Consider the following 18,396-nt stretch of genomic DNA (forward strand, 5'->3'; position numbering starts at 1 on the left):
TCAGTTTAAGCAGCGTTGTCGGAAAACAAAGCCATTTTCGCATGACCCTCGCGAATGACACGCACTGTTTCGGGCCACATGCCCAAGGCGTCAATCTCCGTTAGGGCTACAAAACGCGCTTGATCGGCATCATCTCCCGCGACAGGCTCTCCGTCTGTCCACCGCGCTAAATAGTCATGAAGGCGATAGTGAAAGCCTTCGAAATCTGCGTCCAACGCCGTTATTTTCGTCAGCAGATCTGCGGTCACGGATGTTTCTTCTGTCAGTTCGCGCAGGGCAGCTTGGCTTTCGGTTTCATTCGGCTCTATGCGTCCGCCTGGTATGGACCACTCGCCCTTACGCGGCGCAGTGCCGCGTTGGATTAGCAGCACTTCGTTACCTCGTAGGCAAACGACGCCCACACAATCCGTTCGTGTCTTTGATGTCATACGCATTCCCTTACGTCCTGCGGCCCCCTATATCGAGTGCATGTGCGGAAGATATACACTTGCTGGGAACCTAGACCAGATTGCGGCGCGGTTTGGGGCAGAAACAAGCCATGATGGTTTGTGGGACTGGGAACCGAAGTATAATATCGCGCCGGGTGCCGTCGTTCCGGTGATCGCTTTTAATGGCGAGAAAGACCGGACCGTTGTCCCGATGCGGTGGGGGCTGCATCCCTCTTGGCGGAAAGAGCCGCCAGAGGGCCGCCCATTGTTCAATGCGCGAGTTGAAACGGCGAAGGAAAAGCCCAGCTTCCGAACGCCTTATAAACGCCGACGCGCCCTGATTCCGACCTCGGGCTGGTATGAATGGGAACGTGTTGAAATGCCAGACGGCAAGGAAATGAAGCAACCGCATTTCATATTCGAAGATAGCGAAGATGTGGGTACCGACATTTTTGCATTTGCGGGGCTCTGGGAGCGCTGGCGCGTTGATGAAGGGATCGAGCTTCTCTCTTGCACAATTTTGACGACACCCGCGCTTGGCGATGTGAAGCATCTCCATCATCGGATGCCGGTTCGTTTGCCCGAAAATCGCTGGGATGAGTGGTTGGATTGGGAGGCTAATCCTGACTTTACGCTCATGTCGAAATTAGATGGCGCAGATCTTGGGCATTATGAAGTTGATCGCGCCGTAGGGAATGCTCGGAATGAAGGGGCAGACTTAATCAAGCCCTATGTTGCGCTCTGACCCCGTGTGCCGTTTGAACACAAAAACGACTAAGTAATTTTCGGGTCTGCGGTCGGACCGGGAACCTCATCTGGTATAATCTGACCTTCAGCCATTGGCTCTGGTCCAGACGGGGCAGAAACTTCCGTCATGAGGACTTTTTGTGCCGTGAATTTCGCGACAAAATCAGCCATGGCTGCGCCCCGTTTTCCTAGTGGACGGGCTGGCCCACGCGTCGTGTCTGCAATGGTTTGACGTTCGAGTTCCGAATTAATCTGCGCACCGAGGATGACGACCGTTGCCGTCAGCCAGAGCCAGACGAGCAGAATTACAACCGACGCCAATCCGCCAAAAGTCTCGTTGTAATTTCCGAATTGCTGAACAAATTTTGAAAATCCAAAGCTGATAGACATCCAACTGACGAGGGCAAATGCAATCCCGGGAAACAACCAGCGTTTCCGGGCTGGACGACGCGACGGACCAAACCGGTACATCACACCGCAGGCAAAACAGAAAACGGTAACGAGTAAAACCCACGGCAAAATGCGCGTGGCAATCTGAGCCGAGCCTTCAAGATGCGCGTAGGTCAGCGCAGCAGGCACGCCGATAATAACCAGCAGTGATATCCAAACGAAGATCAAGCTGCCTAATGTCATGAGTGTAGCGTAGAGTAAGAAGACCAAAGGGTTCCGATCTTCAATTTCTTCATAGGCCACATTCATCGCCCGCATCATGGCTCGAATACCTGCACCAGCAGAAAAGAATGCGATGCCTAAGGATATGAAAATACCAAAGCTTGCGTTGGAGGGCGGTGCCGAAAGGACGCTGGTGACCTGTCCTTCTAAAATTGAAAAAGCTTCTCCCGGCAAGAGAGACGCCACCGTGTCTATGATGCCATCTACATCGCCTGGATTGGCAAAGTAGGAGAAGGTCGACAAGGCCGCAGATATCAAGGGAAACACTGCCAGGAGAGAAAAAAACGCAACGCCTGCCGCGATAACACTCACATTGTCGTGGTGAGCTGCCAACCAAGTTCGTTTTAACACGCTAAACCAGTCCCCACCGGAGTATTTCCACGGACTGTCGACATCTGTCTGTTCGAAATCCCGTGTAAACTCTTTCACGTCTGGTGTTTCCTTAGCTGCCTTTTTTGGGCGGTTGGGGTCGAGCGAAAACCAAATTGTCTTCTGTTGAACGCGCAGGATCGAATTTATATCCGCCCGCGTCAAAGTCTTTTAGGCCGTCAACACGATCTACCCGATTTTGTATAATCCACCGCGCCATTAAACCTCGTCCAAATTTTGTGTAATATTGCACGGGGCGTGATTTTCCGTCTTTATCTTCCATGAATTTCGCGGAAATTACGTGGCTGCTTAGCGCTTTTTCGTCGGCAGCTTTGAAATACTCATTCGATGCGAGATTGACGATCGTGCGATCCTCATGGGACTCAAGTTCGGCGTTTAGAGCTGGCGCGAGCACATCCTTCCAAAAGGCATAAAGGTTTTTCCCACGGGGGGTCTCAAATTTTGTACCCATCTCAAGTCGATAAGGTTGGATCGCATCCATCGGACGCAATACGCCATATAGACCTGATAAAATGCGTAAGTGATCTTGCGCATAGGCTAAATCTTCATCCGACATAGATTTGGCCTCTAGCCCCCAATACACGTCACCGTCAAAGGCAAGCCCTGCGGCTTTGGCTGAGTTTGATTGCCCGTCGAGGTTAAAAGCTTGGAAACGCTCCACGTTCAAATTTGCAAGATTATCTGAAATATGCATCAGCTTTTTCAGATCATCGGGCGTCTTTGTTTTCGCGAGTTTGGCTAGTTCGCGCGTGTCATTTTCAAATCGCGGACGCGTGGCGGATAATCCAGTCGTGGCTGGATCCATATTCATTTTTTTTGCAGGGGAAAGTAGGGTGAGCATAGTCGCCTCCTCATAGGATCAACTGCGTTATTGCAATCAGTATCCGTGGGTTGGTTAAGTTTTAGATATAGGGAGCGGACTAACGGAGTACTAGTCACAATTCCTTGACCAATCATCTGAAGACAATTAAGCAGCCGTATGTTCTTCATGATTTTCACACCTCCACAAATCTAGCGAGCGCCTCTCGGCGTGAATTTCGCGAACCGGCTCTTTTGGCGGGTTGATTTATTGTGGCCGTTGTTTGGCCAAGTGTGGACACACCTCATGTATATTAGATTTATTTCGCCCGTGCGCCCGAGTGCGCGCAGCGTAGACTATGGCTTGTTTCAAGCTATCATCGCTTGTCGAGACTACGACGATTACCCCAAATGGTTGAGAAGTCAGGTTGAGTCAGAATTTGAATGGTTCAAAACCTATTTGCCATCGCCAGATGAAAAACACTTTCCCGATCATCAGGTCCGTGCACGCGCCGCCCATATCTGTTGGTTCCGCGCAGAGGCAACGGGAATGGTCAGGCGCGCGTTCTTTATTAAAGCGCTTTTGAATGAAATTGGATGCACAATTGTCGTTCGGAAAACGAATAATCCCGGGCAAATTATTTACTCGGATAAATGGCAGGTGGTCGCGCGACCCAACAAACAAACGCCAATTCGATGGGCCTAAACCATGACCCTTGGGTTCATAATGCGATCGGGGTCTAAGGCGCTTTTTATTGCGCGGAGTAGCTTCATCTTTACGGGTGAGGCGCGCTCCGCGAGGTCTTCGCGTTTCATAATGCCAATGCCATGTTCTGCAGAAATTGACCCGCCCAGCGTATCAACAATATCAAAAACAGGTTGTGATAAGGCGTCCCAATTCTTGAGGAAGGCCTCTCTATCACTGCCTTCGGGTTGAGCGATATTGTAATGAATATTGCCGTCGCCGAAATGCCCAAACCCAACGGGGCGACACCCCGGAACGACATTCTGCATGGCGGCATCTGCGCGTTTGAAAAATGTTGCAATCTGGTCAATCGGCACAGTTATATCATGTTTGACGGAGCCGCCTAAGAACTTCTGCCCCGCTGACATATGTTCGCGAATAGATAGAATATCTGCGGCTTGTGTTTCGTTGAGTGCTATAATTGCATCTCGCACTTGATTGTTTTCAAATGCTTTTCCAATTACATTCTCGGCGATAGATTGGCCTTCTTCCTCAGTTTCCACTTCCCAATCGCAAAGTAAATACCAAGGGTGACTGTTTGCAAACGGATCGCGAATACCGTCAAAATTATCTACAACGGCACGATAGCCAATCTCGGGCATGACCTCGAACATGGCGAGTTTCCCACCCGCCCGAAACGCCTCTAATAAAGACACGGCCATCGCGGCGCTCTCCAAGCCAATGAGGGCCCGTTGCACATATCCAGGTTTCGGAAACAGTTTCAGCGACGCCGCCGTGATGATGCCAAGCGTGCCTTCCGCGCCCAAAAATAATCGGCTGAGATCATAGCCGGTATTGTCTTTGCGCAGCGAGGTTAGCCCATTGAAAATTGAGCCATCAGCTAAGACAGCTTCGACACCAAAGACCAGCTCTTTTGTTGTCCCATATTTCAAAACATGGTTGCCGCCTGCATTCGTCGACAAGACGCCGCCCACTGTGCAGCTACCTTGGCTGGAGAGGGTAAGGGGAAATTTGCGATTGGCTTCATCTGCGGCGTCGAGAACGGATTGTAGTGTTGCTCCGGCTTCAACCGTCATCGCATTGGCGGTGGTGTTTAAGTCTCGGATCGCCGTCATTTTTTTGAGGCTGATTAAGACCTCGTCTTGAGGCGTGTTCCCGCCGACCAGTCCAGTATTTCCGCCCTGGGGCATGATTGGCAATTTATGCGCCGCGCAAATCTTGACAGCGGTCGCGACTTCCTCAGTGGTGCGGGGAGTCACTAGGATTGGTGTTTTGCCAAAATATTTATCCCGCCACTCTCGCAAATGTGGATCGATTAAATCCGGGTCTTGCGTCCAAGCACCCGTTGGCAAGGCCTCTTTCAGGGCATCAATTCCCGCGCTCATTTGTCATCTCCCGAGAGCTTGAGGTCGCCTTGCCGAAGGATGGTCATTCTACCTTCTGCTATTCGCACAATGGTTGAGGGCGCGCCAGATAACGGGCCGGTCGCCGCCATGCCAGCCGCGACACGGTCACCGACAGAGGCCAGCGCTTGGTTAAATTTCACCGAGTCTGGCTCGCCCGATTTGTTGGCGCTGGTCAAGGCGATGGGGAGATCGAGATAGTCCACCCAATCCGCATCCGGGCAGCGCAGAGCGATGGTTCTTGTGCCATTCACGGCACCCAAGGCCCGTGGATTGATTTGAACATCATCAGAGGCGTTGAGCACGATTGTCAGAGACCCAGGCCAATATTGCCGCGCGAGGTCACGCGCAAAGTCGTCAAAATATGCCAGTTGTTCGGCTTGCTCGACGTCTCTCACGCAAACGGCGAGAGGTTTGTCAAAATCTCGCCCTTTGATCTCATAAATTCTTTCCACACCCAGCTTCGAATCTGCCCGTGCCGCAAGGCCGTAGACCGTCTCTGTGGGCAGAATGACAACTTTATCCGTGTTCAGCGCCTCGCAGACTGTGTCCCATTGTGACTGTGACGGCGTCATTGGGCTTCGTTGAACTCCGCCTGAATTTGCAGGGTGACCTCGTCGCCGATCCCGAAATTCGTTAGATAATCCATGCCCCAATCGGAGCGTCTGATTTTGGCAGTCGCGGAAAACCCTAATGTTGCGCCGGGGTGGCCAAAACTTTTGCCAGATCCATTATAGGTTACGTCCAGGGTTACGGGTTTTGTGATGCCGCGTAGGGTAAGATCGCCTGTGACGGTTCCCGTTGAATCTGTGGCTTTGACGGCAGACGTCGAAATAAAGCGGATTTCAGGATGTTTCTCTCCGTCAAAATACTTGCCATCAGTTCCCAAAGTGTCATCCCATTCGGGGTCGCCCGTTGAGACGCTGATGGGATCGATGCGGATGTCGACGCGGCTGGCTGTTGGGTCATTCGGGTTGAAATCTAATGCGCCGGAAATGTCATCAAATCGCGCCGTGTAGAACGATAGGCCTGAATGGCTAAGCGACCAATTGACGGACGCATGAGCGGGGTCAAGGACATAAGCCCCTTCGGGCGCCGCGCTGACGTCCAAAGTTGGCGGCGTTGCGCAGGCCGTCAGAACCAAAAGCAGGGGGAGCAAAAGTTTTTTCATATCTACATCCTAACGCGCTTTACGGCAAAATATAGTTGAAAGCGCCGCGACCGTGTCGCAAAGCCGCGAAATGCCAAAACCAGTGAACAATGATAGTCAGAAGACCGATCCTGAAAAGCGTGCTTGGGGTCCGTGGCTATGGTCTGAGGTTAAGTTCTTTGCAAAGCTGGGCGTTTTTATCGTGGCCTTTGTAACACTGATTTGGGGGCATTTTAAAATCCCCAGTGAGAGCATGCAGCCGACCTTAGAGGTCGGTGACCATCTGTATGTGTCCAAATATCCCTATGGATTTTCGAAACATTCACTGCCTTATCTGCTGCACAATTTGCCGCTGCCAGAAGGACGCGTTTTTTCTCGGATGCCTGAGCGCGGAGATGTGGTTGTCTTCCGTAATCCGAGAAGTGGTATCGTCATGATTAAACGGGCCGTCGGTTTACCCGGAGATCAAATTCAGGTGCGGCAAGGCCAGCTTTACATCAATGAGGCGTTGGTACCGCGGGAGAAAATTGATGGGCGACTTTACCGCGACCACGCGGATAAAAAAGTGGTGTCCGTGAATGTATATACGCAAACTCTGCCAGGGTCTTACGAAGAATTCGTAATCTACGAGAAAAGCGATAAACAAGCTTTAGATAACACGCCTGTCTTCATCGTTCCTGCGGACCACTTGTTCTTCATGGGCGATAATCGCGATAATTCAATCGACGCGCGCGACACCCGTCGCGGTCCTGGTATGGTGCATATGAATTACCTCATGGGGCGCGCGGATCGTATGATGTTTAGCTTTAAGCGCTGCAATCGCGATGAAGACCTTCATTGTCCACCTAAGGGGCGCTGGATGGTAAAGCTTTAATCGGCTATCGACGCCGCGCGGCCTCTGGCCTATTCATAATAAAATCAGTTTATCAGGTGAATCATGTCCGAACGTAAAATTGCAGAGATGAGTTTTGAGGACGCATTGCTCGAGCTTGAAGGCATCGTCGGACAGCTTGAACGTGGCGATGCGCCTCTTGAGAAAAGCATCTCGATCTACGAACGTGGTGCAGCGCTGAAAGCTCATTGCGAAGGTAAACTTAAAGACGCCCAGATGAAGGTCGATAAAATCGTTTTGGACGGGCAGGGCAATGCCAGTACTGCACCTTTTGACTCCTAGGGTCTGATAGAAATGCCAAGCGCGGCCTCTTCTCAACTGCTCGACGCTGACTTTCCCACGCGGCTGCGCGAGGTTGCGGGCATGGTGGAAACGCGTCTGGATGCGCTGCTACCAAAACCCAATGGTCATCAATCCGTTATTTTTGAAGCGGCGCGTTACGCGGCGCTGGGGGGCGGGAAACGTTTACGGCCTTTCTTGGTCGTCGAAACCGCGCGCATGTTGGGCGGGTCTTTGGATGAAGCCCTTAGCGTTGGCTGCGCCCTCGAATGTTTGCATGTGTACAGCCTCGTCCACGATGATTTGCCCTGTATGGATGATGATGATCTGCGCCGCGGCAAGCCCACAGTCCATCGCGCATATGGTGACGCGATCGCAGTTCTCGCAGGCGACGCCCTGCTAACCCGCAGCTTTGGTATTTTGGGCGAAGTCGACTTACCTGCTGATGTAAAGGTAAAGCTCGTCACCGAACTCGCCATGTCTGGCGGTATGTCAGGAATGATTGGCGGGCAAGTCGTCGACATTACAGTTGCTGAAGGTGAGCGCGACGAAGCGCTGATCACTGAGTTGCAAGCCATGAAGACAGGCGCATTAATCGACTATGCAGTGCGAGCGGGCGGATATGTCGCTGGCGCGTCAGAAACGGAACTGGCGGCGTTGTCGGCTTACGCGCGTGACATGGGTCTCGCCTTCCAGATCCAAGACGATATTCTCGACGTGACGGGCGATGCGGAAACAGTGGGCAAAGCGGTCGGAAAAGATGCCGACCTCGGTAAAGCCACATTCGTATCGATATTAGGCCTTGAAGGTGCGCAACACCGCGCGAAAGAGCTGGGGGAAAGGGCGAAGAATCGTCTTGCACCTTGGGATAAAGCTGCGCAAACTTTGCGCGATACTGTAGACTTTGTGTTGGAGCGCAAGCACTAGCGCAAATCGAACATTTTGTGCAACGAATGGAAATTCCGAGTTAAGGCTCGATACTCATATGACCAAAACGCCGTTACTCGACACCGTTAATTTCCCAGCTGATATCAAGGGCTTTTCGCGCGAGCAAATAAAGCAGCTCGCCGACGAAGTACGCACGGAAGTGATTGACGCTGTTTCCGTTACAGGTGGACATTTGGGTGCAGGTTTGGGCGTTGTCGAACTAACCGTCGCCATCCATGCTGTATTTGATACGCCCGATGACAAGCTGATCTGGGACGTGGGCCATCAATGTTACCCGCATAAAGTCCTGACAGGTCGACGCGAGCGCATGCGGACAATTCGCAAGGGCGGCGGGCTCTCTGGCTTTACGAAACGTGCCGAGAGCGAATATGACCCGTTCGGCGCGGCGCATAGTTCGACTTCGATTTCTGCAGGCATGGGTTTTGCGACAGCGCGTGACCTTGATGGGCGTCACAACCATATTATTTCGGTTATCGGCGATGGGTCGATTACGGCAGGGATGGCCTATGAGGCGATGAATAACGCCGGCGCCACCGACAGCCGTCAGATCGTTATCCTGAACGATAATGACATGTCTATTGCACCGCCTGTCGGCGCAATGAGTCATTTGCTCTCGCGCACCGTCAGCAGTGGCGGTTACCAAGCTTTACGCGGCGCAGCGAAATCTATGGTCAAAGGCGCACCGCGCCCAATCAAATCCACGGCGAAAAAGGCCGAAGAATATACGCGCGGCATGTTTACCGGCGGCACATGGTTTGAAGAGCTTGGCTTTTTCTATGTCGGCCCTGTCGATGGGCATGACCTTGACGCTTTGATTCCAGTTTTAGAAAACGTCAAGAAAATGAAAGACGGCCCCGTCCTCGTTCATGTCGTGACGCAAAAGGGGAAAGGCTACGCGCCGGCTGAGAATTCCGCCGATAAATACCACGGTGTCAGCAAGTTTAATGTGGTCACGGGCGAGCAATCCAAATCCGTCGCCAACGCGCCGTCCTATACGAAAGTCTTCGCCGAGAGCTTGATTTCTGAAGCGCGCAAAGATGATAAAATTGTGGGTATCACGGCCGCAATGCCAGGCGGGACTGGCATGAAAGAATTCGGCCAAGTCTTCCCAGAGCGCATGTTTGATGTGGGTATTGCCGAACAACATGCGGTGACTTTCGCCGCAGGTCTTGCCGCGGATGGATATAAGCCTTTCTGCGCAATCTATTCGACCTTCTTGCAACGCGGCTATGACCAAGTGGTTCACGACGTTGCGATCCAAAATCTGCCAGTGCGTTTCGCGATGGACCGTGCAGGATTGGTTGGCGCGGACGGCCCCACACATGCGGGCGCATTTGATATCTCATTCATGGGATGTTTGCCAAATATGGTCCTGATGGCGGCGGCGGATGAGAATGATTTGGCACGCATGGTCGCAACCGCTGTGGCGCGAGATGATGGTCCAACGGCGTTCAGATATGCACGCGGCGAGGCCACGGGCGCTGGGATTGAACCTAATCCACAGCCACTCGAAATCGGCAAAGGGCGTGTTTTGCGCGAAGGCTCCAGCATCGCAATTTTCTCTTACGGGACGCGTCTTGGCGAAGCTCTAATTGCGGCAGAAAAGCTCGATCAACTCGGCCTGTCTACAACGGTCGCAGACGCGCGTTTCGCCAAACCGCTAGACACGGAACTACTCTGCCGCTTGGCGGATGAGCATGAGGTTGTGATCACGATTGAAGAAGGCTCTGTCGGCGGTTTCGGCGCATTCTGCCTCCACGCGCTGGCCGATGCAGGTCGTTTAGATGCAGGCGTTAAAATTCGCACGATGACTTTGCCAGATACATTCATCGACCAAGACAGCCCAGAGCTGATGTATAAGCAAGCCAAACTCGACGCGGACTCGATTGTCGAAAAGGTGTTTGAGGTCATTGGACGAAATGTGGCCGATATGCAGGGATTGGCGTGAGGGTAGTTGCTAGCAGTTTAATAGGTTTTTCCCTTGCCGCTTGTGCCGCGACCCCGGATTATACGTCGTCAGATGCGCTTTCTGAAGCCCCACTTCTGACAAAGGAACGCCGCGCTTACCTGGTCTCAGAACTTGAAATTCAGAAGAAAGTTTGGATAAAAAATTCAGTCCAGAACTATAGTTATACCATATCCAACGCGTGTTTCTGTCCGCGGGGCTTTAGGACCGGTCCGAATGACATACGTGTTGAAAACGATAAACTTGTAAGTGTTGTCTTTCAGGAGAATTCCCAAATTGGGTACATTGAAAGTTCAACTAATCAGAATGCCTACAAATTAGATAACTCAATAATTGAAATGTTTGATTTGGTTGAGAAACTCTTGAAACCAGATGGAAGTAAACCTTGGTTGATGGATGAGGAGCGTGAAACTTACCTCGTCGTAAAATACGATGAAAAAATGGGATTTCCTTCTGAGGTTTCACATAGCGTGCAGAACGTTATGGATGGAAACACCTCAATTCGTATTAGGAACTTTGCAGTTTTAGAGGATTAGAAACTAGAAAATTGCCTATCCCTCAATCATCGACCTCTGCCGAGCCAACGCATCTCCCATCGCTTTCATCAATGCCTTCACCTTTGGGCTGGCGCGCAAATCTGGATGAGTGAGAACCCATAGGCCGTAGAGCGGTGTTGGTGGCGTGTCGTCTAAGGGCTCTAAATCTGGGTGGGGATCGGCCATGAAGCAGGCCGCGCGCGAGAGGCCTTGTCCCGCAGCTAGCGCCAGAAACCGCGACTGAATATCGTGAATAACCAAACCGACAGGTTGATGGGGGTAGGGCGTGTCCTTGATCCAAACGGCGTTGTCGCTGGCGCTGATCCATTTTCTCGCGTCTGGGGTCGTTCGGTCTAAATATTCACGATGCGCATAATTGCGCACGCCCACTTTGCAAATTTCGCGCCCCACCAAATGTTCAGGCGGGTTAGCGTGACCGCGAATCACGACATCGGCCTCTCCGCGATCAAGATCGGCGAGGCGGTCTGTTCCGACAACCGTTAAGTCTATGTCGGGGTGTGCCCCCGCGAAGGCACCAATATCCTTCAGCAAAAGAAATTGAAACACAGCTTGGGGAACCGAAAGGCTAAGCGGTCCCGCGAGGCCGTTGTTTGAAGACCGCTGCACCCGCATCGCGGCGAGGTCAATTTCTTCCATGCGTTCCGCCAAGGCGACACGTTCCAGACCGTAGTCGGTTGCGCGATAGGCGCGATCTTGTCTGATGAAAACGGGAGTGGGTTCGCGGGCTTCTAAAGCGGCTAGTCTTCGGGCCACCGTTGTATGGGTGACGTCCAAAGCATCGCCGGTTGCGCGCAATGTCCCGCAACGGTGAAGGGTCAGAATAAGTCTGTGGTCGTCCCAATCACGCATATTTTTTTGTAACGTTTACGCACCAGCGGGGCAATGTTTCTCGCATGTCATGACGATTATGTGACGTGTAGGCAGGTTAGGTGAACAAAAACAAACCAAGGCCCCTCCATGCGATCTCTTCTTTTCTCTCTTCTGACAACCGCCGCACTCGCGACCTCGGTTTCGCTGTCGGGATGTAATACCGCGCCCGCTGCACCTGTTACGGCGACCGCTGTCGAAACCTCAAAGCTGACGCTTGACCTCAAAGCGGGGCAAGTTCTTCAATTTGCCTTCATCAGAGAACGCGAAGGCGAGGCAGCCAAACTCACGCGGAAACGCTATTTTCAAACCGCCATTCCATATGCTGAAAGCCTCGGTGACAAATATCTTGGGACCTTACGCGTCAATGCGACCATGTTGGGTGAAAACAAACCGCGCGCTATTGCGCTTTACACTTTTCCTAATGCGGCGGCCCAAGCCAAATTTCTCGCCAGTCCCGATTGGCCAGACTATCAGAATATGAGGATTTCAGGTTGGGAAGAGCTCCACGTATTTTCGACGGTTATTGAGACCGATATGGTTTTAAATTTTGACCCCGCAAAGGATTATACCTTTGCGGCGGCGTGGACACGTCCCGACACCATGACAGATTATCAGCGGTATCTTGACGGTATCGAAAATGACTTTGACCAAATCGGTGCGCGCTACCTCGCGCAGCTCAATGGCGTCACGCTACAATCCCACAGCGATGAGGGGGCAGACCCATCGCAACTCACGATCGTTGAATGGTCAGACGGCCCAAACTTGAAAGGTCTGCAGAGCACAGACGGTTATAAAGCCAATGCCGATAGTTTTCAGAAAGCGATCTCAAGATTTGATCTCTACTGGTTGACGGTGCCTGCTAAAAATTGAAGCGCAGTCGAATTCTGAAACGCGCCTTCGACATCTATAGATCAGCGCGGTATGGGGCCGCATGCGTGCTGATCAATATCTTACGGCTCACGGCCACTACGACTCGCGTGCGCGGGCCCAGGCTGCGATTAAGGCGGGTCTTGTGTCGGTAGACGGGCGCGTGATTAAAAAACCGTCCGAGAAAATCGCAGACGGTGCGTTGGTCAATGCGGGTATTGAACATCCTTGGGTGTCTCGCGGTGGGGTAAAATTGGCTCATGCTTTGGAATTCTTCGAGGTTAATCCCACGGGCCGAACAGCGCTGGATGTTGGCGCATCAACGGGTGGGTTTTCCCACGTTCTCGTCATGCGCGGCGCGGCCAAGGTCTATGCTGTTGACGTGGGACATGGGCAGCTTCACGCGAGCTTGCACAGTCAGACAAAGATCATTTCCATGGAGGGGCAAGATGCCCGGACGCTTACCGCCGCGCAGTTTAACCCGTTACCAGATCTTATCGTCTGCGATGCGAGTTTTATTTCCGCCACGAAAGTTTTGGAAACGCCGATGCGTCTTGCGCCTCAACGGGCCGATTTGATTACCTTGGTCAAACCTCAGTTTGAAGTTGGGAAGCACAATATTGGCCGCGGTGGGCTGGTGAAATCCGAAGAACTAGGTCTTCGCGCTTTAGACAGTGTACGTCTGTGGACGCAAGAGCAGGGCTGGCGGGTCATCGCGACCGATGCCTCGCCAATCAAAGGCGGTTCTGGAAACACGGAATACTTGCTTCACGCGATCAAAGATTAGCGGGAACGAAAAACCCCGCCACTTGGGACGGGGTTTAGAAGTTCAAAATTAGTGGCCGCGGCGGCGTTGGTTATGTCGACGCTGGTTATGATGGTGGCGTGGCTGACTATAGGTCCTGTGGTTACGGTATCCGGAGTTACCGTAATATCCACCTGTACCAATGTTTATCGAAATCCCAGAGCGCGGTGCGCGGTAATAGGGATTGTAAACCGGTTGGTAGACGGGCGCGCTGTAGTGATACGTCGTGCGATAGGTTGTCTGCGGATAAACGGGCTGCTGATAGCTCGTTGCATATCCATAGCTCGTTCGGGGCTGCTGGTAATATACTCGCTGACCTCCTTGATAATAACCTGTTTGCGGATTGTAGGTCCCGCCATTATAATAGCCGTTATGGCTGGAATAGCCGCGATTATTATTGCCATCACCGACGATGGCCGCTCCTGCGACACCGCCTAATACAGCACCCAAAACAGAGCCTTCGGTGCGCGCGCCGTTGCCGGCAAGTTGACTGCCTAAAACACCGCCCGCGATAGCGCCGATACCAGCGCCAAGAAGTTGGTCGTTATTGCTGTTTTGGTGCTGATGGACATAGCCCGTGTCATGAGCGGTAGCGGGCATGGCGAAGGCAATCGAGGTGGCCGCCATAGCAATGGCAGCGGTTTTGAAAGCCGCAGAATTCAAAGAAAATGAGAGACGCATGAAGGGTCCTTTCGTCTATGGGTCAATGACGGCCCCTGCCTCCCTACAGACATTTATGGCACCGTACTGATGCCATTATGCCTGACAGAGCAAAAAGTTGCAAATTCAAGAGTCTGTTACTGATAGGCCCACAGAATTATCGGAACTTAGAAAGAAGAAACGCTCTGCTTTGTGGGGCAGAACGTCTCTAGTCGGGGAGGGACGAGTGGGGCGTCCGTTCCTCGATTTTCAATTTTTCTCTGTCTTGAATACGAGGTGTAAGCAAAGTCGGTTTCACCTCATACTTGAGTTATGGGCTAATGGCGTGATCTGCATGTGACGCCATTATGGGATTTTCCTTCGATCTTGCGACCATTCTCATCATAAACGGACTTCCCATCACCATAACAATATTCGCCACTTTGCGTGACGACTGTGTCTGGCAAGCTCCGCGCCCCTTCGTAATTTGAAAGACAGTCGCCATTCGCGTGATAGGTGCCAGTCCGACAGGTCAGAGCATGTGTGGGCGCAGGTGTGTAGACTGGAGCCGTTTCGATGACGCGCGCGGGGGCTTCACAGGTTCCATTGCCAAGATCAGTTGTGCCGACTGGACAGGCTTGGTTCACAACAACAGGCGCTTGGCCGATGACAGTTTTAGCTGGCTCTAAACACGTTCCATCGCCTTGGTCGGTTGTTCCAGCAGGGCAAGATTGTGGGATAACAATCGGGGCTGATCCCACGACGGTACGAGCCGGTTCTTGGCATGTGCCGTTTCCGAGATCAGTGGTGCCTGCTGGGCATGACTGCGGAATGACAATAGGTGCCGCGCCGATAACAGTGCGCGCTGGCTCTTGGCATGTCCCGTTTCCAAGATCGGTTGTGCCTGAAGGGCATGACTGCGGAATGACAATAGGTGCCGCGCCGATAACGGTGCGCGCTGGCTCTTGGCATGTCCCGTTTCCAAGATCAGTTGTCCCTGAAGGGCAAGACTGTGGAATGACGATAGGCGCCGCGCCGATAACGGTGCGCGCTGGTTCTTGGCATGTCCCGTTTCCGAGGTCGGTGGTGCCTGCCGGGCAAGATTGCGTAACGACCACTGGTGCGCGTTGAATTACGCGTGGTTCGATTTGGATGGTCCGTTGGCGGACGATCGTTTGGCTAACCTGTGGGCGATACGTGGTGACTGGCATGATGGGGCCAGCAACATATCCGCCGGGTACGTATGTTGGCGCTGCAGGAGATGCGGCACCATAGGCGGGTGCGCCATAACCAACAGGGGCGGTATACCCGCTGCCGTTGTAAGTAACGCCATTGTATCCAGCGCCATTATATCCAGTACCAACATAGCCACCAGAGGCGTAACCGCCTGACGTATATACACCCGTCGAATAAGCGCCATTCGGCGCATAACCGCCGACGGCCCCTGACCCATAGCGGGAATTTGAACGCCCGTTCGCGAGGGCATAGCCTGCTGCGCCGCCCAAGACTGCGCCAATGGCGGTCCCTTCTTGACGTTGGCCCGAACCTGCGAGGTTTGATCCAAGTGCGCCGCCCAAAGTCGCGCCAATCGCGGTGCCAGCTAGATTTCGTCCGTTAAAGCCTGGGTTAAATTGTCCAGCGTAAGGGTTGCCATAATAGCTAGACTGCGAATTGCCATAGGCTGCGCCAGCTAACCCGCCAGCGAGCGCACCAAGCGCTGCGCCTTCTGTACGGTTATTGGACCCTGCGAGTTGACTGCCGATGACGCCGCCAAGTCCAGCCCCGACTGTTCCGCCAACAACTGTATTTTTGTCGAAGCCCAAGAATTGGGCCGATGCGCTAGTCGGAACAAACGCCATTGCCGCTACAGCAGCTGTAGAAAGAAGGAATTTCATGAGAGGCTCCTCGAATGCCATATGCCGCGCGCGGCTTTTAATCTTACGGGACGCAACCTAAGTTGGAACGACCCACCATTTTCGTTTCTGTTCGCGTTAATGCAAATCTTGTGCCGAATTCATGGTCTGCCTAACACGGGCTGAACGTGAGGTGAAAAGAGTTCGCCTTAGACGGGAGTGGTCGCGCGCTTTGCGGGAAATCAGGTCAGGTTTTACAAACCAAAAAACCCGACTTGCAAAGCGCAAGTCGGGCTGGAGAGATGTAGACAAGTCCACATCTGGGGGTTCCAGGGTTTGGGTCCACCGGGGGCCGCGAGGCCTAAATCCACTTAGGGAGTGAACCCGGTGGGTCTAGTGATCGCTGTAACATAGGTTACGGGATTGGCCGTGATAGTGGCCGCGACGAGTGGGCTGCGGGCGATAATCATTGCGGCGAATATCACTATAACGTTTGATCTGCTTTCGTTCGCGCTTTAGCTCCGCCAAACGATAGCTGATCCGGTCCAAGCGACGCTCGATGCCTGGACGATAGTTCCGCGAGCGGCGACGTTCATCTTTTAAATAGGCACGTTCTTGGCGTAATTGCTCAATTTTGCGATCAATCTGATACAGGCGGTTTTGACCTTGGTTGTAGTTTCGATTGTAGCCGCGATTGTCAGTGTACCCGCGGGTATTTCGATGAGTGTTATGCCCGACGGTTTGGTAACCACGCGTTGTTGTTTGAACGCGATTATTGCGGACAGGATAATGATTGGTCGTGGTATGACCGCGATTGACATAACGAGTGTCGTTCTCACAACCGCTGGCACTATCACCGACCGCTGCACCTGCGATGCCGCCGATAATGGCACCGAGGATCGCACCTTCTGTTCTGTCACCGCGACCAGCAATACTTTCGCCAATGGCCGCGCCAGCTGTGCCGCCAACAACTGCGCCTAAAACGCCGTTCGAGGTGTCTGCACATTTGCGCTTATAATCATTAGCAGATGCGGAGAGAGGCATTGCGATTGTTGCCGCAGCCAGAGTGACTGCAGCGAGGGCCGTTTTCAATTTCAAGTTTGTCATGGCGAACTCCTGTTCGTAGCTCCGGCGAAGGAAAATGCCCTCAACCGATGATCTACGTTTAGAAGCCCGCGTTTGAACCGACCCTGATCTTAAAATTCATTTTTTGTTCAGAAATACGCAAGTGTATGAATTTGAACGACTATATGGCTTTATATTAAATATATTCTTTCAAAAAGGCCTCAACTTCGTCCAAAGCATCACTTGCTTCAGGCAAATAATCGTCAAAAATTTGCCAGACATGCGGCAGACCACCGCCCCAACTTTGGAAACTGACAGGGGAACCAGCGGCTTTCGCTTTGTTGACGAATCGCACGGCGTCGTCATGCAGCAACTCATCAGCGCTGGCTTGGACGAAAGTTGGAGGCAGGTTGGAGAGATCATCATAAATCGGCGATTGCTCGGGATCGGATGGGCTCATCGCGTAATGGCGAGACATCGCGGGCAGCAGCAGGATTTTCGGCGCTTTCAAGATCGGCGCGAGCATGGGGCGCAGCATGTGATCGGTTGCCAAATTTGTTTTCATCGACGGACTGGACAGCGTCGCATCTGTAGTGGGGGAGAAGGCAACGACAGCGTCAGGCTGGCGCGTCGCGTTTTTGCGCGCCCAATTGGCCAGCATCAGCACAAGGTTTCCGCCCGCGCTGTCGCCAGCCAGAGCGAGTTTCGTAACAGGGGCTGCGCCATCAGGCCCGTTTTCCAAAATCCAATTATAGGCATCGCGCGTGTCGTTGATCCCGTCGCGACGGCTGTTCTCTGGCATCAGACGATAATTCGGCGCGAAGACCGCCATGCCTGTGCGCCGCGCAAGTTGGACGGTGAGGGGGCGATGGCTAATGTCGCTGCCGACACTAAATGCGCCGCCATGCATATAGAGAAGACGGCGGTCGGGGTCATAGCCTGGGACGAGCGTCCAGCTGCCTGTGATTTCTTCACCGTTAAAGACAATCGTTTCAGGGCGAAACTCCGCGTCACCATAATCGCGTGCCATGGCCGCAGCGTCAAACCGCTCGCGCTTGCTTTCCCATCCCGCATTTTTACTGCCCTTTTGGGCGGGCTCAACGAACATATCGTGCAGATATTGGTTAAGGTTATCTAGCCCTTCGGACGGTTGCGCCATCGCGAAAATAGGCGGCGTGGAATCAAACCGCGTTAGGTCTTCACCCGCCAATTTCTTGGACCGGATTTTTAGATAGGCATAAGGCAGCCCGATGAGAGCTACCGTGGTGGGGATAAGAAAGAACATGAGCTGTCGCTAAACGGAGATAAGCGCGACGTCTAGTGTTGCGGTCGTAACGTCTTCCATCACAAATGAATGGCCT

The 18,396-nt window shown here is 52.8% G+C and carries 20 protein-coding genes; 9 read left to right on the forward strand and 11 right to left on the reverse strand.

What is annotated here, in order from left to right; all coding sequences use genetic code 11:
- Positions 1-5 precede the first annotated feature (5 nt).
- Positions 6-428 carry an NUDIX hydrolase gene (locus IE073_RS00175; protein ID WP_189579706.1) on the reverse strand — a complete coding sequence of 141 codons (423 nt, stop codon included), beginning with the start codon at positions 426-428 and terminating at the stop codon, positions 6-8.
- 40 nt (positions 429-468) lie between these two features.
- On the opposite strand from IE073_RS00175, the gene IE073_RS00180 reads away from it, so the two are divergent.
- Entirely contained in the window at positions 469-1,173 is a 705-nt protein-coding gene (locus IE073_RS00180; RefSeq protein WP_189579708.1) for an SOS response-associated peptidase, read from the forward strand.
- A 29-nt stretch (positions 1,174-1,202) separates the two neighbouring features.
- Here IE073_RS00180 and IE073_RS00185 read toward each other — a convergent pair whose 3' ends face one another.
- Together IE073_RS00185 and yaaA are read right to left on the reverse strand one after the other, a co-directional pair.
- Positions 1,203-2,276 carry a YihY/virulence factor BrkB family protein gene (locus IE073_RS00185; protein WP_189579710.1) on the reverse strand — a complete coding sequence of 358 codons (1,074 nt, stop codon included), beginning with the start codon at positions 2,274-2,276 and terminating at the stop codon, positions 1,203-1,205.
- Between the two features lie 13 nt (positions 2,277-2,289).
- Positions 2,290-3,078 carry a peroxide stress protein YaaA gene (gene yaaA, locus IE073_RS00190; protein WP_189579712.1) on the reverse strand — a complete coding sequence of 263 codons (789 nt, stop codon included), beginning with the start codon at positions 3,076-3,078 and terminating at the stop codon, positions 2,290-2,292.
- 264 nt (positions 3,079-3,342) lie between these two features.
- Between yaaA and IE073_RS00195 the strand changes: the two genes are divergently transcribed.
- Positions 3,343-3,741: a hypothetical protein gene (locus IE073_RS00195; RefSeq protein WP_189579714.1), complete on the forward strand. Its 399-nt coding sequence runs from the start codon at positions 3,343-3,345 to the stop codon at positions 3,739-3,741.
- Here IE073_RS00195 and IE073_RS00200 read toward each other — a convergent pair.
- Genes IE073_RS00200 through IE073_RS00210 form a run of 3 tightly spaced genes read right to left on the reverse strand, consistent with a single transcriptional unit; the run spans position 3,738 to position 6,315 of the window.
- Positions 3,738-5,126: an FAD-binding oxidoreductase gene (locus IE073_RS00200; RefSeq protein ID WP_189579716.1), complete on the reverse strand. Its 1,389-nt coding sequence runs from the start codon at positions 5,124-5,126 to the stop codon at positions 3,738-3,740. The genes IE073_RS00195 and IE073_RS00200 overlap by 4 nt on opposite strands.
- Complete coding sequence (locus tag IE073_RS00205; RefSeq protein WP_189579718.1) at positions 5,123-5,719, reverse strand: L-threonylcarbamoyladenylate synthase; 597 nt, start codon at positions 5,717-5,719, stop codon at positions 5,123-5,125. Before IE073_RS00205 ends, IE073_RS00200 begins: the two co-directional genes overlap by 4 nt.
- Positions 5,716-6,315: a YceI family protein gene (locus tag IE073_RS00210; protein WP_189579720.1), complete on the reverse strand. Its 600-nt coding sequence runs from the start codon at positions 6,313-6,315 to the stop codon at positions 5,716-5,718. The genes IE073_RS00205 and IE073_RS00210 overlap by 4 nt, the downstream gene beginning before the upstream one ends.
- Before the next feature lie 70 nt (positions 6,316-6,385).
- Between IE073_RS00210 and lepB the strand changes: the two genes are divergently transcribed.
- From lepB to IE073_RS00235, 5 genes are all read left to right on the forward strand, one after another.
- A complete protein-coding gene (lepB, locus tag IE073_RS00215; protein ID WP_189579722.1) occupies positions 6,386-7,168 on the forward strand; it encodes a signal peptidase I in 783 nt (260 codons plus the stop codon).
- 63 nt (positions 7,169-7,231) lie between these two features.
- Positions 7,232-7,468: an exodeoxyribonuclease VII small subunit gene (locus tag IE073_RS00220; RefSeq protein ID WP_189579724.1), complete on the forward strand. Its 237-nt coding sequence runs from the start codon at positions 7,232-7,234 to the stop codon at positions 7,466-7,468.
- A 12-nt stretch (positions 7,469-7,480) separates the two neighbouring features.
- Positions 7,481-8,392 carry a polyprenyl synthetase family protein gene (locus IE073_RS00225; protein ID WP_189579726.1) on the forward strand — a complete coding sequence of 304 codons (912 nt, stop codon included), beginning with the start codon at positions 7,481-7,483 and terminating at the stop codon, positions 8,390-8,392.
- Positions 8,393-8,450: 58 nt separating this feature from the next.
- On the forward strand, positions 8,451-10,361 hold the full coding sequence (gene dxs / locus IE073_RS00230) for a 1-deoxy-D-xylulose-5-phosphate synthase (protein ID WP_189579728.1): 1,911 nt from the start codon (positions 8,451-8,453) through the stop codon (positions 10,359-10,361).
- Positions 10,358-10,915 carry a DUF6174 domain-containing protein gene (locus tag IE073_RS00235; RefSeq protein WP_189579730.1) on the forward strand — a complete coding sequence of 186 codons (558 nt, stop codon included), beginning with the start codon at positions 10,358-10,360 and terminating at the stop codon, positions 10,913-10,915. The genes dxs and IE073_RS00235 overlap by 4 nt, the downstream gene beginning before the upstream one ends.
- Before the next feature lie 15 nt (positions 10,916-10,930).
- On the opposite strand, the gene IE073_RS00240 is transcribed toward IE073_RS00235, so the two are convergent.
- Positions 10,931-11,785: a LysR family transcriptional regulator gene (locus IE073_RS00240; RefSeq protein ID WP_189579732.1), complete on the reverse strand. Its 855-nt coding sequence runs from the start codon at positions 11,783-11,785 to the stop codon at positions 10,931-10,933.
- 108 nt (positions 11,786-11,893) lie between these two features.
- On the opposite strand from IE073_RS00240, the gene IE073_RS00245 reads away from it, so the two are divergent.
- Entirely contained in the window at positions 11,894-12,676 is a 783-nt protein-coding gene (locus IE073_RS00245; protein ID WP_189579734.1) for a hypothetical protein, read from the forward strand.
- Between the two features lie 61 nt (positions 12,677-12,737).
- Positions 12,738-13,460: a TlyA family RNA methyltransferase gene (locus IE073_RS00250; RefSeq protein WP_189579736.1), complete on the forward strand. Its 723-nt coding sequence runs from the start codon at positions 12,738-12,740 to the stop codon at positions 13,458-13,460.
- A gap of 48 nt (positions 13,461-13,508) precedes the next feature.
- Here IE073_RS00250 and IE073_RS00255 read toward each other — a convergent pair whose 3' ends face one another.
- From IE073_RS00255 to IE073_RS00270, 4 genes are all read right to left on the reverse strand, one after another.
- Positions 13,509-14,159, reverse strand: a complete 651-nt coding sequence (locus tag IE073_RS00255) for a glycine zipper 2TM domain-containing protein (RefSeq protein ID WP_233349689.1) — start codon at positions 14,157-14,159, stop codon at positions 13,509-13,511.
- A 296-nt stretch (positions 14,160-14,455) separates the two neighbouring features.
- The gene (locus tag IE073_RS00260) at positions 14,456-16,012 is read right to left on the reverse strand and encodes a glycine zipper 2TM domain-containing protein (RefSeq protein WP_189579738.1); all 1,557 of its coding nucleotides are present in this window, start codon (positions 16,010-16,012) and stop codon (positions 14,456-14,458) included.
- Between the two features lie 351 nt (positions 16,013-16,363).
- On the reverse strand, positions 16,364-17,077 hold the full coding sequence (locus tag IE073_RS00265) for a YMGG-like glycine zipper-containing protein (RefSeq protein ID WP_189579740.1): 714 nt from the start codon (positions 17,075-17,077) through the stop codon (positions 16,364-16,366).
- A gap of 154 nt (positions 17,078-17,231) precedes the next feature.
- Entirely contained in the window at positions 17,232-18,320 is a 1,089-nt protein-coding gene (locus IE073_RS00270; protein ID WP_189579742.1) for an alpha/beta hydrolase, read from the reverse strand.
- Between the last annotated feature and the right edge of the window lie 76 nt (positions 18,321-18,396).

Origin of the sequence: Litorimonas cladophorae, from assembly GCF_014652455.1 — a bacterium.
Classification (GTDB): Bacteria; Pseudomonadota; Alphaproteobacteria; order Caulobacterales; family Maricaulaceae; genus Litorimonas; species Litorimonas cladophorae.

Bases quoted from the DNA above. Each gene is read 5' to 3' on its own strand.
- IE073_RS00175 (WP_189579706.1), bottom strand. From the start codon at position 428: ATGACATCAAAGACACGAACGGATTGTGTGGGCGTCGTTTGCCTACGA.
- IE073_RS00180 (WP_189579708.1), top strand. From the start codon at position 469: ATGTGCGGAAGATATACACTTGCTGGGAACCTAGACCAGATTGCGGCG.
- yaaA (WP_189579712.1), bottom strand. From the start codon at position 3,078: ATGCTCACCCTACTTTCCCCTGCAAAAAAAATGAATATGGATCCAGCC.
- IE073_RS00195 (WP_189579714.1), top strand. From the start codon at position 3,343: ATGTATATTAGATTTATTTCGCCCGTGCGCCCGAGTGCGCGCAGCGTA.
- IE073_RS00200 (WP_189579716.1), bottom strand. From the start codon at position 5,126: ATGAGCGCGGGAATTGATGCCCTGAAAGAGGCCTTGCCAACGGGTGCT.
- IE073_RS00205 (WP_189579718.1), bottom strand. From the start codon at position 5,719: ATGACGCCGTCACAGTCACAATGGGACACAGTCTGCGAGGCGCTGAAC.
- IE073_RS00210 (WP_189579720.1), bottom strand. From the start codon at position 6,315: ATGAAAAAACTTTTGCTCCCCCTGCTTTTGGTTCTGACGGCCTGCGCA.
- lepB (WP_189579722.1), top strand. From the start codon at position 6,386: ATGCCAAAACCAGTGAACAATGATAGTCAGAAGACCGATCCTGAAAAG.
- IE073_RS00220 (WP_189579724.1), top strand. From the start codon at position 7,232: ATGTCCGAACGTAAAATTGCAGAGATGAGTTTTGAGGACGCATTGCTC.
- IE073_RS00225 (WP_189579726.1), top strand. From the start codon at position 7,481: ATGCCAAGCGCGGCCTCTTCTCAACTGCTCGACGCTGACTTTCCCACG.
- dxs (WP_189579728.1), top strand. From the start codon at position 8,451: ATGACCAAAACGCCGTTACTCGACACCGTTAATTTCCCAGCTGATATC.
- IE073_RS00240 (WP_189579732.1), bottom strand. From the start codon at position 11,785: ATGCGTGATTGGGACGACCACAGACTTATTCTGACCCTTCACCGTTGC.
- IE073_RS00245 (WP_189579734.1), top strand. From the start codon at position 11,894: ATGCGATCTCTTCTTTTCTCTCTTCTGACAACCGCCGCACTCGCGACC.
- IE073_RS00250 (WP_189579736.1), top strand. From the start codon at position 12,738: ATGCGTGCTGATCAATATCTTACGGCTCACGGCCACTACGACTCGCGT.
- IE073_RS00255 (WP_233349689.1), bottom strand. From the start codon at position 14,159: ATGCGTCTCTCATTTTCTTTGAATTCTGCGGCTTTCAAAACCGCTGCC.
- IE073_RS00260 (WP_189579738.1), bottom strand. From the start codon at position 16,012: ATGAAATTCCTTCTTTCTACAGCTGCTGTAGCGGCAATGGCGTTTGTT.
- IE073_RS00265 (WP_189579740.1), bottom strand. From the start codon at position 17,077: ATGACAAACTTGAAATTGAAAACGGCCCTCGCTGCAGTCACTCTGGCT.
- IE073_RS00270 (WP_189579742.1), bottom strand. From the start codon at position 18,320: ATGTTCTTTCTTATCCCCACCACGGTAGCTCTCATCGGGCTGCCTTAT.